This is a genomic window from Agromyces sp. ISL-38 (assembly GCF_018613935.1).
GTDB lineage: Bacteria > Actinomycetota > Actinomycetes > Actinomycetales > Microbacteriaceae > Agromyces.
The window spans coordinates 1-15635 of the sequence record NZ_JAGGPF010000019.1 but is presented as its reverse complement, the minus strand read 5'-3'; the positions used below and the strand labels follow the sequence as shown (position 1 = coordinate 15635).

11 protein-coding genes and 1 pseudogene are annotated in these 15635 nt (G+C 70.0%); 7 read left to right on the top strand and 5 right to left on the bottom strand.

The window, feature by feature from the left end; all coding sequences use genetic code 11:
• Both J7E25_RS17505 and J7E25_RS18065 read left to right on the top strand, forming a co-directional pair.
• Positions 1-595: pseudogene (locus J7E25_RS17505) on the top strand (hypothetical protein); the annotation flags it as partial.
• A gap of 9 nt (positions 596-604) precedes the next feature.
• Positions 605-1288, top strand: a complete 684-nt coding sequence (locus tag J7E25_RS18065) for a 2-phosphosulfolactate phosphatase (protein ID WP_214871456.1) — start codon at positions 605-607, stop codon at positions 1286-1288.
• A gap of 62 nt (positions 1289-1350) precedes the next feature.
• Here the strand turns inward: J7E25_RS18065 and J7E25_RS17495 are convergent, their stop codons facing one another.
• The 3 genes from J7E25_RS17495 to J7E25_RS17485 all read right to left on the bottom strand — a co-directional run bounded on the left by J7E25_RS17495 (position 1351) and on the right by J7E25_RS17485 (position 3772).
• Positions 1351-1959 (bottom strand): ABATE domain-containing protein, encoded by a 609-nt coding sequence (locus tag J7E25_RS17495; protein WP_214871455.1) that lies wholly within the window; start codon positions 1957-1959, stop codon positions 1351-1353.
• Positions 1960-2043: 84 nt separating this feature from the next.
• Positions 2044-2541 carry a SprT-like domain-containing protein gene (locus tag J7E25_RS17490; RefSeq protein ID WP_214871454.1) on the bottom strand — a complete coding sequence of 166 codons (498 nt, stop codon included), beginning with the start codon at positions 2539-2541 and terminating at the stop codon, positions 2044-2046.
• A gap of 40 nt (positions 2542-2581) precedes the next feature.
• Positions 2582-3772: a sorbosone dehydrogenase family protein gene (locus tag J7E25_RS17485; protein ID WP_214871453.1), complete on the bottom strand. Its 1191-nt coding sequence runs from the start codon at positions 3770-3772 to the stop codon at positions 2582-2584.
• 49 nt (positions 3773-3821) lie between these two features.
• On the opposite strand from J7E25_RS17485, the gene J7E25_RS17480 reads away from it, so the two are divergent.
• Genes J7E25_RS17480 through J7E25_RS17470 form a run of 3 tightly spaced genes read left to right on the top strand, consistent with a single transcriptional unit; the run spans position 3822 to position 6069 of the window.
• Positions 3822-4583 carry a LamB/YcsF family protein gene (locus J7E25_RS17480; RefSeq protein WP_214871452.1) on the top strand — a complete coding sequence of 254 codons (762 nt, stop codon included), beginning with the start codon at positions 3822-3824 and terminating at the stop codon, positions 4581-4583.
• Positions 4580-5212, top strand: coding sequence for an allophanate hydrolase subunit 1 (locus J7E25_RS17475; protein ID WP_214871451.1), 633 nt, complete (start codon positions 4580-4582; stop codon positions 5210-5212). The genes J7E25_RS17480 and J7E25_RS17475 overlap by 4 nt, the downstream gene beginning before the upstream one ends.
• On the top strand, positions 5209-6069 hold the full coding sequence (locus J7E25_RS17470) for a biotin-dependent carboxyltransferase family protein (protein ID WP_214871450.1): 861 nt from the start codon (positions 5209-5211) through the stop codon (positions 6067-6069). Before J7E25_RS17475 ends, J7E25_RS17470 begins: the two co-directional genes overlap by 4 nt.
• A gap of 59 nt (positions 6070-6128) precedes the next feature.
• Here the strand turns inward: J7E25_RS17470 and J7E25_RS17465 are convergent, their stop codons facing one another.
• Positions 6129-6989, bottom strand: coding sequence for a fused MFS/spermidine synthase (locus J7E25_RS17465; protein ID WP_308164649.1), 861 nt, complete (start codon positions 6987-6989; stop codon positions 6129-6131).
• Positions 6990-7034: 45 nt separating this feature from the next.
• Positions 7035-7796 carry a spermidine synthase gene (locus J7E25_RS17460; RefSeq protein WP_214871449.1) on the bottom strand — a complete coding sequence of 254 codons (762 nt, stop codon included), beginning with the start codon at positions 7794-7796 and terminating at the stop codon, positions 7035-7037.
• Positions 7797-8152: 356 nt separating this feature from the next.
• On the opposite strand from J7E25_RS17460, the gene rpoB reads away from it, so the two are divergent.
• Positions 8153-11644, top strand: a complete 3492-nt coding sequence (gene rpoB, locus J7E25_RS17455) for a DNA-directed RNA polymerase subunit beta (RefSeq protein ID WP_214871448.1) — start codon at positions 8153-8155, stop codon at positions 11642-11644.
• A 41-nt stretch (positions 11645-11685) separates the two neighbouring features.
• Positions 11686-15582, top strand: coding sequence for a DNA-directed RNA polymerase subunit beta' (gene rpoC, locus J7E25_RS17450; RefSeq protein WP_214871447.1), 3897 nt, complete (start codon positions 11686-11688; stop codon positions 15580-15582).
• Positions 15583-15635 lie beyond the last annotated feature (53 nt).

Genomic DNA, 15635 nt, shown 5'->3' with positions numbered 1-15635 from the left:
GCTTGCCTTCGCAACCGACCGGCTCGAGCGGGCGGCCCGCGACCTCGCCGCGATCGAAGGCATCGAGCTCGAGCTCGCGTCGGCGCAGGCCGAGGCGGCGGACGCGGCGGCGCTGCTCGGCGCAGAGCTCGTCGAGGGGCGCCGCGAGCGCGACCGGCAGGAGGATGCGGATGCCGCAGCCGCCCTCGGCGCGGCGGTCGGCGACGCCTCGGCGGTGATGGCCGGGCGTGCCGACCTCGCGGGCGACCCCTTCGCCGATCGCGATCGCCTCCGCGCCGCGCGCGACCGGCTCGAGGTGGCCCGCGCCGCGGCGCGCAACGCGCAAGGCCGGCTCGACGGCGCCCGTGGTGCCCTCGGCGGCGCCGTGGCGATCGCCGAGAGCCAGGTGCGGGTCGCCCGTGAGGCGGTGGAGCGCGGCAGGGGCGTCGTCGGCGCGGATGCCAGGACCCGGCTCGCCGAGGCCGAGCGCCAGCTCATCATCGCGCGCCAGGAGCCCGACCCCGTGGCGGCTCTCGATGCAGCCCGGCGGGCGTCCGCCCGGGCGAGCGATGCCGAGGCCCTCGCGATGTGGGACTCGGGCCAGGGCGCGCGTTAGCCTGTCGCGGTGAACGATTCCGCGGCCCCCTTCGGTCAGGCGAAGTACCAGGTTCGGTTCGACTGGGGTGCTGCCGGTGGCCGGCGCATCCTGCCCGGCGCCCACGTCGTCGTGCTCGTCGACGCCCTGTCGTTCACCACCGCTGTAGTCGTGGCGGCCGAGCGGGGCACTGAGACCGACGTGTCGGATGCCGCCTCCGCAGGGGAAACGGGCGCGCTCGCCCTCGAGCTCGGCGCCGACGGCGCGATCGTGTTCGCGGCCTCGATGCGGAACCGCACCGCCGTCGCCGAGCGCATCCTCGCGATGCAGGAGCACCGGGGTGAGCGCGTCATCGTCGCCGTGGTCGCGGCGGGCGAGCCCGCGAGCGAGCCGGCCGGCGCGTCCGCCGGAGCTGCCGACGGCGGCATCCGCTTCGCGATCGAGGACCAGCTCGTGGCGGGCGCCGTCATCGACGCGCTCATCGGCATCGGCATCGACCACACCTCACCCGAGGCGGCCGTCGCGTGCGCCTCGTTCGAAGGGTTGCGGCACGCAGCGACGCACCTCATCAGCGCGTCGGGGAGCGCCGTCGCGCTCGCCGCCGCCGGTCGGCGCGACGAGGTGCGGCCCGCGACCGAGCGCGACGTCACGCGAGTCGTGCCCGAGCTGCGCGACGGGGCGTTCCGCACCGAGGGTGCCGACGGAGTCGCGTGACCAGGGCGACGATTGGTCGCCCGCCGACGTCGCCGCCGCGGGCGCCGCTCGCGGCATCCGCTTCAGACCGGCTGCTCCGCCTTGCGCGCACGGTGGGCTCGCACCTTGGCCCGGTTGCCGCAGCGCTGCATCGAGCACCACCGCCGACTCGCAGCGCGCGAGGTGTCGAGGTAGACGAACGCGCAGTCGCTGCCGCTGCACTCCCTGATGCGGTCGGCGTTCGAGGCGTCGAAGAGGTCGACGGCGTCGCGCGCGATCGTGGACAGCGCCTGGCCGACGGCCTGCACGGAACGGCCCGCCTGGCGTGACCCGCCCGCGAGGGCCGGCGGGATGTCGGGAGTGGCGGCGTAGAGGTTCACGAGGTCGATGTCGACGGCTCGCGGCTCGTTGCCCCGGCTCGCGGCGACGGCCATGCGGCCGATCGCGTCGCGCAGCGAGATCGCGTCGAACAGGTCGCGCGATCGCGCGGGGCTCACCGCGACCGGGAAGCGTTCGCCGAGCCACGCGGTGAGGTCGTCGGGTGCGTGCAGGTGCTCGGGGCCCGGTTCGTCGCCGACCCGGCCGGTGTAGGCGAAGTCGAGGGCGAAGGAGCCCGAGTCGAACCACCACCGGGTGCCTTCGGGTGAGACGAGCCATTGCCCGATCGGGATGGACACGGTGGAGACGGGCATGCAACCATCATATGCGGTTACGGATGCCGCATCCGCGCGCCGACGGCCGTGTCATGCCCGCTTCGGCATGACCAGCGCGGGCGCCTACCCGGCGGCAGCGCTCGCAGCCTTGCGCCGTACCGACGCCGAGATCTCGCGCCGGCGCCACACGATGAGGTTCGCCTGGTCGAATCGGCGCTGGCAGAGACCGCAGCTGAGCGGCCGCTGCGGTTCACGGTACCGGAAATGCTCGTGGCCCGACGGGCAGTGCCCCACCCAGGGCGCGAGCTCGTCGGCGACCTCGCCGTCGTGAGTGCGCCGGCCGACGTAGCCGAGACCGGCCGCGATCATCGCCCACTTCGGACCGTGCCCGGCGCGAGGGCCCGCCATCGCGTGCGCGACCTCGTGCAACAGGATCTGGTGGATCTCGTCGTCGTCGTACCGGGCCGCGAGGTACCTCGAGACCGAGATGCGCTTCCCCGTGTAGTTGCAGAGGCCGGCGCGCTTCTTGGCGTTGTCGAAGCCGAAGCTCCAGACGGCGGGATCGAGGTGCAGCACGATGAGCGCCTCGGCCCACCGCCGAACCCGCTCGAGATCCGCCATGGGATGAGAATATCCCCGCGCACCGACGATGCGGCAGATTTCAGCGGCCGGTTGACGCGAGCGGCACGCGGTACAGGCGGTCGTCGCCCTCTCGCGGCGACCCGCGCCCGTCGGTGTTGTTGCTGATGAGCCACAATTCCCCGTCGGGGCCGGGGGTCACGTCGCGGAGGCGCCCGAGCTCGCCGACGAACCATGGCGCCGTCTCGAGCGCTGCCCCCGAGGTCGCGGGCGCGATGGTCCACAGCCGCTCCCCGCGGAGGGCGGCGAGGAAGAGCGTGTCGCCCACGATCGCAAGGCCGCTGGGGCTCGCCTCGTCGGTGCGCCACTGGGCGACCGGGTCGGTGAATCTGGCATCGCCCGCCTGGCCCTCCACGATGGGCCAGCCGTAGTTGCCGCCCGGCATGATGCGGTTGAGCTCGTCCCAGGCGGCCTGGCCGAACTCGGCCGCCCACATGTCGCCGGCGGCATCCCATGCGATGCCCTGCGGGTTGCGGTGGCCGAACGACCAGGTCAGATTGCCGAACGGATTGCCGGGCGCGGCCAGGCCGTCGGGCGTCATCCGGAGGATCTTGCCGGCGAGGGCAGCGGGATCCTGTGCGGCGTCGCGATCGCCCGCGTCGCCTGCGGTGGCGTAGAGGAACCCGTCGGGCCCGAACGCGATGCGGCCGCCGTTGTGGTTGCCTGCCGCGGGGATGCCCGTGAGGATCGGCTCGGGGTCGCCGACCGCGAGCGAGCCGACCGCGCCCGTGAGCGGCATCCGCACGATCCGGTTGTCGGATGCCGCGGTGTGATACGCGTAGACGAGGTCTGGCCGGTCGCCGTCGCCCGGAAGGAACGCGAGTCCCAGCAGCCCGCCCTCGCCGCCCGGAGCGACGCCGGGAACCGTGCCCGCGACCCGCACCGAGCCGTCGCCGAGCACCTCGACGATGTTCGCGGTGTCGCGTTCGCTCACGAGCACGCCGCCGCTCGGCAGGCGAAGGATCGACCATGGCGCGTCGAGTCCCTCGGCGATCACCTCGGGACCACCGCTCGGCGCCAGCACGGGCGGGGGAGTGCTGGGCGGCGGGGCGCTCGGCGCGGGCGTCGACGACTCAGCCGGCGAGGGGCTCGGCGCGGGTGAGCCCGTGCACGCGCCGACGGCGAGCAGGGTCGCGATGGCGATCGCAGCGGATGCCGCACCGCGCGAGCCTGCGGTTCGTGCTGCGCCGTTCGCCCCGCCGAATCTCCGCATCCGAATCCTCCCGCGCCAAGTCTGCCCGCGTGCGCGGCAGAATGGGAGCATGCTGCCGACGATCGACCTGAACTGCGACCTCGGCGAATCGTTCGGTGCGTGGCGCATCGGAGACGACGAGGCCATGTTCGCCCTCGTCTCGAGCGCCAACGTCGCGTGCGGCTTCCACGCCGGCGACCCGGTGACGATGCTCTCGAGCGCCCGGCTCGCGGCGCGGCACGGCGTCGCCCTCGGGGCGCATCCCGGCTACCGCGACCTCGCCGGGTTCGGCCGCCGCGCGCTCGACACGAGCCCGGCCGAGCTCGCGGCCGAGCTCCTGGTGCAACTCGGCGCGCTCGACGGCGTCGCCCGGGCCGCCGGAGTGCGCGTGCGCTACGTGAAGGCGCACGGTGCCCTCTATCACCGCCTCGGCGTCGACGAACGCGCCGCCCATGCGTTCGCCGAGGCCGTCGCCGCCTTCGAGCCGACACTTCCCCTGCTCGGCCCGCCGTCGAGCGCACTCGAGCGGGCCGCGGATGCCACGGGCCTGCGATTCGCCCGCGAGGCCTTCGCCGACCGCGGGTACGTGGCCGACGGCTCGCTCGTGCCGCGCGGCGAGCCGGGCGCGATCGTCGACGACCCGGCCGCCGCCGCCGACCGTGCCCTCGAGCTCGCCGAGACGGGCGGCATCACGGCCGACGACGGCAGCCGTGTCGAACTCGCCCCCGACTCGCTGTGCCTGCACGGCGACACCCCGGGAGCGGTCGCGATCGCCCGCGCGGTGCGCGCAACCCTCAAAGGCGCCGGAATTGCGATCGAGGCGTTCGCGTGAGCCGCCGGCTGCTGCCGAGCGGCGACTCGGCCCTCCTCGTCGAGTGCGACAGCCTCGACGAGGTGCTCGCCCTGCACGACGCCCTCGCCGCGAGCGACCAGCCGGGTGTTGTAGAGCTCGTGCCGGCCGCGCGCACCATCCTCGTGGCCCTCGACCCCGCGACGCTGCCGCTCGAATCGGCTGCGACGTGGGTGCGGCGCATCCCGGTGGAGGCGGCCGTGCGTTCGGCGGGTCGTGCCGCCGACGCCGTCACGATCGAGGTGGCCTACGACGGGCCCGACCTGCACAGCACCGCCTCGCTCCTCGGCGTCACGGCCGATGCCCTCGTCGAGCTGCACTCCTCGATCGAGTGGCGGGTCGCGTTCGGCGGCTTCGCGCCCGGCTTCGGCTACCTCGTGAGCGACGACTGGCCCTTCGAGGTGCCCCGGCTCGATGCACCGCGCACTCGCGTGCCGGCCGGTTCGGTCGCGCTCGCCGGAGCGTTCGGCGGTGTCTACCCGAGGCAGAGTCCCGGCGGGTGGCGGCTCATCGGCCGCACCGGCGCCGAGCTCTGGAACCCCGAAGCCCAGCCCCCGGCGGTCCTGGTGCCCGGCCGGCGGGTGCGATTCGAGGCGGTCGGCGCGGGATGACCCGGCTGCGCGTCGAGCAGCCCGGCCAACTCGCCCTCGTCGAGGACCTCGGGCGACCCGGCCTCGCCCATCTCGGCGTCGCGGGCTCGGGTGCGCTCGACCGTGGCGCACTCCGGCTCGCGAACCGGCTCGTCGGCAATCCCGACGGGCTCGCGGCGCTCGAACTCCTCGTGGGCGGCTTCCGGGCGCGATTCGAGGGCGAGACGTGGTTCGCGGTGACGGGTGCGTGGGGGCCGGTGACGCTCGACGGCCGGCCAGTCACGCCCTACACCGCGGCCCGGGCCACCGACGGCTCGGTGCTCGAGGTGGGCACGGCCGAACGCGGCATCCGGTACATGCTCGGCGTGCGCGGCGGCATCGAGGTTCCGCCGGTGCTCGGCTCGCGCTCGCGCGACACCCTCGCCGCGATCGGGCCCGACGCCGTCGAGGCCGGGCAGGTGCTCGCGATCGGGTCGGAGCCCGCGGCATCCGTGCCCCTGCTCGACCAGGAGGCGGCCTTCCCGCCGCCGGCCGGCCCGGTGACGATCGCCCTGCTGCCCGGACCCCGAGCCGAGTGGTTCACCGATACCGCGCTCGCCACGCTCTTCGACTCGCCGTGGCGGCTCTCGGAGCAGGCCGACCGGATCGGGGCGCGGCTCGTCGGCCCGATTCTGGAGCGGCGCATCCCCGGCGAGCTCGCGAGCGAGGCGACGGTACCGGGATCGATGCAGGTGGCCGGCGGCGGCGCGCCGACGATCCTGCTCGCCGACCGGCCCGTGACCGGCGGCTATCCCGTCATCGCGATCGTCGCGCCGGGCTCGCTCGATGCGGTCGCGCAGCTCCGGCCCGGGCAGGAGCTGCGCTTCCGGCACGCCTGATCGGCCGAGCGCGACGAATCGCGGCGCGGACACGCGAGAGGCGAGCAGCGGATGCCGCGTCAGCCGCCCGGCTTCGACAGGAACACCGATCGCGCCGGCGGCGGTGACGGCACCGCCGTGGCATCCGTCACCACCGGGGCACCCGCGATGAAGCGGCGCAGCTCCTCGCCGTCGACGAGCTTCGCCGGCGCGGGATCGCTCGCGAGGCGCCGGGGCATGGGCCCGAAGGGCAGTTCGTCGTGCGAGGCGTACATGACGACGTTGCCGAACCGCCGGCCCTTCAGCATCGACGGGTCGGCCGCGATCGCGACGTGCCCGAACACGTGCGCGAGCGTCGCCGCTTGCGAGCGCGCGAAGCCGAGGCCCGCGCCGTCGGCCACGTTCACGGCGATGATGCCGCCCGGTGCGAGCCGCGGCGACACGAGCCCGTAGAACTCGGCGCTCGTCACGTGCGCGGGCGTGCGAGCGCCCGAGAAGATGTCGACGATCGCGATGTCGACGGCGCCGTCGAGACCGCCCGGCAGCTTTGCGAGCACCTCGCGGGCGTCGCCGTGCCGCACGCGCACCTGCGCCCCGCGGGGCAGCGGCAGGTGCTCGCGCACGAACTCGACGAGGTCGCCCTCGATCTCGATCACCTGCTGGCGCGACCCGGGCCGCGTCGCCGCCACGTAGCGGGGGAGCGTGAGCGCGCCGCCGCCGAGGTGCACCGCCGTGATCGGTTGACCCTCGGGCCGCACGAGGTCGACGGCGTGGCCGATGCGCCGCACGTATTCGAAGCCGAGCCAGTCGGGCCGGTCGAGCTCGACGTGCGACTGCGGCGTGCCGTCGACGTAGAGCGTCCACGAGCCCGGCACCTGCCGCGACTCCTCGAGGCGCGCGAGATGGCCGCTCACGGCGAGGCGGCGTTCGAGTCCGGGCACGGATGCCACGCTACCGGCCGCGAGGGCGGGCGCCGTCGTCCATGCTCAGCACGCGCCCCACAGCACCATGTCGAGCCGGTGCCCCGTGAGGACGGCCGCGGGGAACGGCCCGGCTTCGAGCAGCCGCTCCTCGAGTCCGGCGGGGAGGCCGCCGCGCGCGGCGACGAGGATCGCGTTGCCCTCCTCTGCGCCCGACAGGACCGCCGGGCCCCCCGCGACGAGCAGCTCGGCGGCAGGGTCGGCACGCGCGAACGCGCGTGCCTGCGCCCGCAACCGTGCGAGGCCGGGGGCATCGGCGACGTTCACGACGACGAGTCCTGACGGCGCGAGGAGCGCGAGGCATCCGGCCATGAACGACGGCTCGTCGACGAACGCGGGCGCCTCGAGCCGGGCGTAGAGATCGACGACGACGACATCGGCAGGTGGCCGTTCCGTGAGGGGACCGAGCACGTCGCGTGCATCCGCGACGACGACCTCGATGCCGGAGCCGGGCGGGAGAGGGAGCCGTTCGAGCACGATCGCGATGACCTCGGCGTCGTGATCGACCACGAGCTGTGTGGAGCCGAGCCTGGTCGCGGCGACGTAGCGGGGAAGGGTGAGCGCGCCGCCGCCGAGGTGCACCGCCGAGATCGGCTCCCGTGCCGGCCGCATCGCGTCGAGCACGTGTCCGATGCGCCGCACGTACTCGAAGAAGAGGCGCGTCGGATCGACGGGATCGACGTGCGACTGCGCCGCGCCGTCGACGAGCAGCGTGAGGCCCGACGGCGCGAACACGTCGGTCTCGAACTCGATGCGGGGGTGCGCCATGCCTGCATCGTGCCACGGTGCCCCACCGATCGGCGTCGCCGGAGAGACGGATGCCACGCCTTCGCCGTCACCGTCGGCCGCCGCTGCGAGGGGAAACTACCTGACTCAGCCCTCATTCGGGGGTCGGCCAGACGGGTTATACCCGAGTTTCGCGAAGAGGTCAAGATTCGACTGGACACAGCGCAGCAATCGACATATAGTTAACCTTTGCGCTCCCAGACCCACCATGCCTTCATATTGCGGTCGGCTTTGCGTGCCGGGGTTATGAACCTCGAGCATTCGCATACGTCTGAGGGGTACCACTCTCCGCTACCGACAGTGAACCGGCCCGACGGGGTCGATGGAGGTTAATTCACTTGGCTGCTGCGCGCAACGCGACCACGCCCACCCCCAAGAACGGACGCGGCGCAAGTCGTCTCTCGTTCGCAAAGGTCACCGACACTCTCACCGTACCCGACCTCCTTGCACTCCAGACGGAGAGCTTCGACTGGCTGGTCGGCAACGACGCGTGGAAGGCGCGCGTCGCTGAAGGTAAGGCTGCCGGTCGCCAAGACCTGCCCGAGACCACGGGCCTCGAGGAGATCTTCGAGGAGATCTCTCCGATCGAAGACCTCGGCGAGACCATGCAGCTCTCGTTCACGAACCCCGAGCTCGAGCCCGAGAAGTACTCGATCGACGAGTGCAAGGAGAAGGGCAAGACCTACTCCGCGCCGCTCTACGTGAACGCCGAGTTCATGAATCACCTCACCGGTGAGATCAAGACCCAGACGGTCTTCATGGGCGACTTCCCCCTGATGACCCCCAAGGGCACCTTCGTCATCAACGGCACCGAGCGCGTCGTCGTCTCGCAGCTCGTCCGTTCGCCCGGTGTCTACTTCGAGCGCACCCCCGAGAAGACGTCTGACAAAGACATCTACTCGGCTCGCATCATCCCGAGCCGCGGTGCCTGGCTCGAGTTCGAGATCGACAAGCGCGACCAGGTCGGCGTTCGCATCGACCGCAAGCGCAAGCAGTCGGTCACGGTCTTCCTGAAGGCCCTCGGCCTCACGAGCGAGGAGATCCTCGAGGAGTTCGCCGGCTACGAGTCGATCGCGATCACCCTCGAGAAGGACAACATCCTCACGAAGGAAGAAGCCCTCAAGGACATCTACCGCAAGCTCCGTCCGGGCGAGCAGGTCGCTGCCGAGGCCGCGCGTGCGCTCCTCGACAACTTCTACTTCAACCCGAAGCGCTACGACCTCGCGAAGGTCGGCCGCTACAAGATCAACAACAAGCTGGGCCTCGAGGCGCCGCTCACCGATTCGGTGCTCACGGTGCAAGACATCGTCGCCACGATCAAGTACCTCGTCGCCCTGCACGACGAGCGCACGACCCTCGCCGGTCGCCGCGGTGGCAAGGCCGTCGAGCTCCGCCTCGACGTCGACGACATCGACAACTTCGGCAACCGTCGCATCCGCGCGGTGGGCGAGCTCATCCAGAACCAGGTGCGCACCGGCCTCAGCCGCATGGAGCGCGTCGTCCGCGAGCGCATGACGACGCAGGACATCGAGGCGATCACGCCGCAGACCCTGATCAACGTGCGACCCGTGGTCGCCGCGATCAAGGAGTTCTTCGGCACGTCGCAGTTGTCGCAGTTCATGGACCAGAACAACCCGCTCGCGGGCCTCACGCACAAGCGCCGTCTCTCGGCCCTCGGCCCCGGTGGCCTCTCGCGTGACCGCGCCGGCGTCGAGGTCCGCGACGTCCACCCGTCGCACTACGGCCGCATGTGCCCGATCGAGACCCCTGAGGGCCCGAACATCGGCCTCATCGGCTCGCTCGCGTCGTTCGCTCGCATCAACTCGTTCGGCTTCATCGAGACGCCCTACCGCAAGGTCGTCAAGGGCAAGGTCACCGAGCAGATCGACTACCTCACCGCGATGGAGGAAGAGGACCACATCGTCGCGCAGGCCAACGCCCCGCTGACGAAGGACTCGCACTTCGCCGAGGAGCGCGTGCTCGCCCGTAAGAAGGGCGGCGAGGTCGACCTCTTCCCCGCCGACGAGATCGGCTACATGGACGTCTCGCCGCGCCAGATGGTCTCGGTCGCGACCTCCCTCATCCCGTTCCTCGAGCATGACGACGCGAACCGCGCCCTCATGGGTGCGAACATGCAGCGTCAGGCGGTGCCGCTGCTTCGCAGCGACAGCCCCTTCGTCGGCACGGGCATGGAAGGCTACGCAGCCGTCGACGCGGGTGACGTCATCACCGCCGACAAGGCCGGCGTCGTCGTCGAGGTCTCGGCCGACTCGGTCACCGTGCAGCTCGACGAGGGCGGCACGCAGACCTACTACCTGCGCAAGTTCGACCGCTCCAACCAGGGCACGAGCTACAACAACCGCGTCGTCGTCAGTGCGGGCGACCGTATCGAGGTCGGCGAGGTCGTCGCCGACGGTCCCGCGACCGACAACGGCGAGCTCGCGCTCGGCAAGAACCTGCTCGTCGCGTTCATGCCGTGGGAGGGTCACAACTTCGAGGACGCGATCATCCTCAGCCAGAACCTCGTGAAAGACGACGTGCTCTCGTCGATCCACATCGAGGAGTACGAGGTCGACGCCCGCGACACGAAGCTCGGCAAGGAGGAGATCACGCGTGATCTCCCCAACGTGAGCCCCGACCTGCTGGCCGACCTCGACGAGCGCGGCATCATCCGCATCGGCGCCGAGGTCCGCCCCGGCGACATCCTCGTCGGCAAGGTCACGCCGAAGGGCGAGACGGAGCTCTCTGCTGAAGAGCGACTGCTCCGCGCGATCTTCAACGAGAAGAGCCGCGAGGTGCGCGACACGTCGCTCAAGGTTCCCCACGGTGAGCAGGGCACGATCATCGGCGTCAAGGTCTTCGACTCGCAAGACGGCGACGACGAGCTCGGCTCCGGCGTCAACCAGCGCGTGGTCGTCTACATCGCCCAGAAGCGCAAGATCACCGAGGGCGACAAGCTCGCCGGACGCCACGGCAACAAGGGCGTCATCTCGAAGATCCTCCCCGTCGAAGACATGCCGTTCCTCGCAGACGGCACTCCGGTCGACGTCATCCTGAACCCGCTCGGCATCCCCGGCCGCATGAACTTCGGCCAGGTCCTCGAGACCCACCTCGGGTGGGTCGCCAAGCAGGGCTGGAAGGTCGACGGCAACCCGTCGTGGGCCAAGAAGCTCCCGAAGGAAGCTCACGAGGCCGCGCCCGGCACCAAGGTCGCGACCCCGGTGTTCGACGGCGCGCTCGAGGAGGAGATCGCGGGTCTGCTCGACTCGACGCTCCCCAACCGCGACGGCGAGCGGCTCATCGACTCGAGCGGCAAGACGCAGCTCTACGACGGCCGCTCCGGTGAGCCGTACCCGCACCCGGTCTCGGTCGGCTACATGTACATCCTGAAGCTCCACCACCTCGTCGACGACAAGATCCACGCGCGCTCGACGGGCCCGTACTCGATGATCACCCAGCAGCCGCTCGGTGGTAAGGCGCAGTTCGGTGGCCAGCGCTTCGGTGAGATGGAAGTGTGGGCACTCGAGGCCTACGGTGCCGCATATGCACTGCAGGAGCTCCTCACGATCAAGTCCGACGACATCCTCGGCCGCGTCAAGGTGTACGAGGCCATCGTCAAGGGCGAGAACATCCAGGAGCCCGGCATCCCCGAGTCCTTCAAGGTGCTCATGAAGGAGATGCAGTCGCTGTGCCTGAACGTCGAGGTGCTCTCGGCCGACGGTACCGCGGTCTCGCTTCGCGACACCGATGACGAGGCCTTCCGCGCAGCGGAGGAGCTCGGCATCAACATCTCGGCACGCTTCGAGTCGTCGAACATCGACGAGATCTGAACCCGGCCAGAACGACGACTGAGACTTTTCTAGGAGAGAAATTGCTCGACGCAACCACTTTTGACGAGCTTCGCATCGGTCTGGCCACCGCCGACGACATCCGTCGTTGGTCATATGGCGAGGTCAAGAAGCCCGAGACCATCAACTACCGCACGCTCAAGCCCGAAAAGGACGGGCTCTTCGGCGAGCAGATCTTCGGACCTTCCCGCGACTGGGAGTGCGCCTGCGGCAAGTACAAGCGAGTGCGCTTCAAGGGCATCGTCTGCGAGCGCTGCGGTGTCGAGGTCACGAAGTCCTCGGTGCGCCGTGAGCGGATGGGCCACATCGAGCTCGCCGCCCCCGTCACGCACATCTGGTACTTCAAGGGCGTGCCCTCGCGCCTCGGCTACCTGCTCGACATGGCGCCGAAAGACCTCGAGAAGGTCATCTACTTCGCCGCCTACATGGTGATCGACGTCGACGACGAGGCTCGTCACGCCGACATGCCGGGCCTTGAGAACGAGCTCCGCCTCGAGATCAAGACGATCGGCGACCAGCGCGATGCGCGCATCGCCGAGCTCATGTCGCGCAAGGAGACCGAGCTCGAAGGGCTCGAGGCCGAAGGCGCCAAGAGCGACCAGAAGAAGCGTGCCGAGGCCGCCGCCGACAAGGAGATGGCCGGCGTGCGCAAGTCGGCCGACGAGCAGATCGCGCACCTCGAGCGCGTGTGGGAGGACTTCCGCACCCTCAAGGTCGGCGACCTGAAGCCCGAAGACTCCGTGTTCCACGAGCTCCAGGACCGCTTCGGCATGTACTTCGACGCCTACATGGGCGCCGAGGCCATCAAGAAGCGCCTCGAGGCGTTCGACCTCGCGGCCGAGGCGGAAGACCTGCACCTGCAGATAGCCGAGGGCAAGGGCCAGAAGAAGATCCGCGCGATCAAGCGACTGCGCGTGGTCAACTCCTTCCTCTCGACCGGCAACTCGCCGGCCGCTATGGTGCTCGACGTCGTGCCGGTGATCCCGCCCGAGCTGCGCCCGATGGTGCAGCTCGACGGTGGCCGCTTCGCGACCTCCGACCTCAACGACCTCTACCGTCGTGTGATCAACCGCAACAACCGTCTGCGTCGCCTGCTCGACCTCGGTGCTCCCGAGATCATCGTGAACAACGAGAAGCGGATGCTGCAGGAGGCCGTCGACGCGCTGTTCGACAACGGTCGTCGTGGCCGCCCGGTCACGGGCACCGGCAACCGCGCCCTCAAGTCCCTCAGCGACATGCTGAAGGGCAAGCAGGGCCGGTTCCGCCAGAACCTGCTCGGCAAGCGAGTCGACTACTCGGGCCGTTCGGTCATCGTCGTCGGCCCGCAGCTGAAGCTGCACCAGTGCGGTCTGCCCAAGCAGATGGCGCTCGAGCTCTTCAAGCCGTTCGTGATCAAGCGCCTCATCGACCTGAGCCACGCGCAGAACATCAAGGCCGCCAAGCGCATGGTCGAGCGTTCGCGCCCGCAGGTGTGGGACGTGCTCGAGGAGATCATCCGCGAGCGCCCCGTGCTGCTGAACCGTGCGCCCACGCTGCACCGCCTGGGCATCCAGGCGTTCGAGCCGCAACTCGTCGAGGGCAAGGCCATCCAGCTGCACCCGCTCGTCTGTGCCGCGTTCAACGCGGACTTCGACGGCGACCAGATGGCCGTGCACCTTCCCCTCTCGGTGGAGGCGCAGGCCGAGGCCCGCATCCTGATGCTCGCGTCGAACAACATCCTGAAGCCGTCAGACGGCCGTCCGGTGACCCTGCCCACGCAGGACATGATCATCGGCCTGCACCACCTGACGACGCAGAAGGACGGCGCAGCCGGTGAAGGCCGTGCGTTCTCGTCGATCGCCGAGGCGATCCTCGCGTTCGACCAGAACCGTCCGGGCCAGATCGCGCTCGACCTGAACGCCACGGTGAAGATCCGCCTCGAGGGGCTGTACTTCACCGAGGGCAAGGAGCCCGAGGGCTTCGTCTCAGGCAAGCCGTACCTGCTCGAGACCACGCTCGGTCGCGCCCTCTTCAACGAGGCGCTCCCGGTCGACTACCCGTACATCAACGAGCAGTCGGGCAAGAGCCAGATCTCGGCGATCGTGAACGACCTCGCCGAGCGCTACCCGAAGACCGAGGTCGCCGCGACCCTCGACCGGATCAAGGACGCCGGCTTCCGCTGGGCGACCCGTTCCGGCGTGACCGTGGCACTCTCCGACATCCTGACGCCGCCGAACAAGGCGGAGATCGTCGGGCGCTACGAGAAGCAGGCCGCGAAGGTCACGTCGCAGTTCGAGAAGGGTCTGACGACCGACCTCGAGCGCCGCCAGGAGCTCATCCAGATCTGGACCAAGGCCACCGACGAGGTCGCCAAGGCCATGCAGGAGAACTTCCCCGAAGACAACACCATCAACCGCATGGTGACGTCCGGTGCTCGTGGTAACTGGCTGCAGGTGCGCAACATCGCCGGCATGCGAGGCCTCGTGAACAACCCGAAGGGTGAGATCATCCCTCGCCCGATCATCTCGAGCTACCGCGAGGGCCTCTCGGTCGCCGAGTACTTCATCGCAACCCACGGTGCCCGCAAGGGTCTGGCCGATACGGCCCTCCGTACGGCCGACTCGGGCTACCTCACGCGTCGTCTCGTCGACGTGTCGCAAGACGTCATCATCCGTGAAGACGACTGCGGCACCACGAAGGGCCTCGACCTCCGCATCGCGACCACCGACTCGACGGGCGCGCTCGTGCGCGACCCGAACGTCGAGAACGCGGTCTACGCGCGCAGCCTCGCGGCTGATGCCATCGACGCGAAGGGCAAGGTCGTGGCCGTTGCCGGTTCCGACGTGGGCGACGTGCTCATCGCCGAACTCATCGGTGCAGGCGTCGAGACGATCAAGGTCCGTTCGGTGCTGACGTGCGAGTCGGGCGTCGGCGTCTGCGCCCAGTGCTACGGCCGATCGCTCGCGACGGGCAAGCTCGTCGACATCGGCGAGGCCGTCGGCATCATCGCGGCGCAGTCGATCGGCGAGCCGGGCACCCAGCTCACGATGCGTACCTTCCACACCGGTGGTTCGGCTTCGGCCGACGACATCACGCAGGGTCTTCCCCGCGTGCAGGAGCTCTTCGAGGCACGTACCCCCAAGGGTGCGTCGCCCATCGTCGAGGCTCCCGGTCGCATCACGATCGACGAGACCGAGCGTCAGCGCAAGGTCATCCTCACGCCCGACAACGGCGACGAGCCGATCGCGTACAACGTGCTCAAGCGCTCGACCCTGCTCGTCGAAGACGGTCAGCACGTCGAGCTCGGCCAGCAGATCATCGTCGGCACCGTCGACCCGAAGGAAGTCCTCCGGGTCAAGGGTGTCCGCGAGGTGCAGAAGCACCTCGTCGACGGTGTTCAAGACGTCTACCGTTCGCAGGGCGTGCCGATCCACGACAAGCACATCGAGGTCATCGTGCGCCAGATGCTGCGCAAGGTCACCGTCGTCGACCACGGCGACACCGACCTCCTGCCGGGCGAGCTCGTCGACCGCTTGAAGTACAACGGGATCAACCGTGCGGCGCTCACCGAGGGCAAGAAGACTGCATCGGCTCGCCAGGAGGTCATGGGTATCACCAAGGCCTCCCTCGCGACCGAGTCGTGGCTGTCGGCCGCGTCCTTCCAGGAGACGACCCGCGTGCTCACGCAGGCCGCCATGGAGGGCAAGTCCGACCCGCTGCTCGGGCTCAAGGAGAACGTCATCATCGGTAAGCTCATCCCCGCCGGAACGGGCCTTCCCAGGTACCGCAACGTCGTGGTCGAAGCCACCGAGGAGGCGAAGGCGGAGCGTTACCCGAACCGCATCTTCGCCGACGACGCGGCGTTCACCGAGGGCGACCTGAGCTTCGTCGACTTCGACGCGTTCTCGAGCGACGACTTCACCCCCGGCAACTACTCGTAGTCACCGAAAACGACTGAAGGGCCCCGGAGCGAGGCGGTTTCTAGGGATCGTCG

What these genes read in the sequence shown, in the direction of transcription:
- J7E25_RS17495 (WP_214871455.1), bottom strand. Translation starts at nt 1,959, where the DNA reads ATGCCCGTCTCCACCGTGTCCATCCCGATCGGGCAATGGCTCGTCTCA.
- J7E25_RS17490 (WP_214871454.1), bottom strand. Translation starts at nt 2,541, where the DNA reads ATGGCGGATCTCGAGCGGGTTCGGCGGTGGGCCGAGGCGCTCATCGTG.
- J7E25_RS17485 (WP_214871453.1), bottom strand. Translation starts at nt 3,772, where the DNA reads ATGCGGAGATTCGGCGGGGCGAACGGCGCAGCACGAACCGCAGGCTCG.
- J7E25_RS17480 (WP_214871452.1), top strand. Translation starts at nt 3,822, where the DNA reads ATGCTGCCGACGATCGACCTGAACTGCGACCTCGGCGAATCGTTCGGT.
- J7E25_RS17470 (WP_214871450.1), top strand. Translation starts at nt 5,209, where the DNA reads ATGACCCGGCTGCGCGTCGAGCAGCCCGGCCAACTCGCCCTCGTCGAG.
- J7E25_RS17460 (WP_214871449.1), bottom strand. Translation starts at nt 7,796, where the DNA reads ATGGCGCACCCCCGCATCGAGTTCGAGACCGACGTGTTCGCGCCGTCG.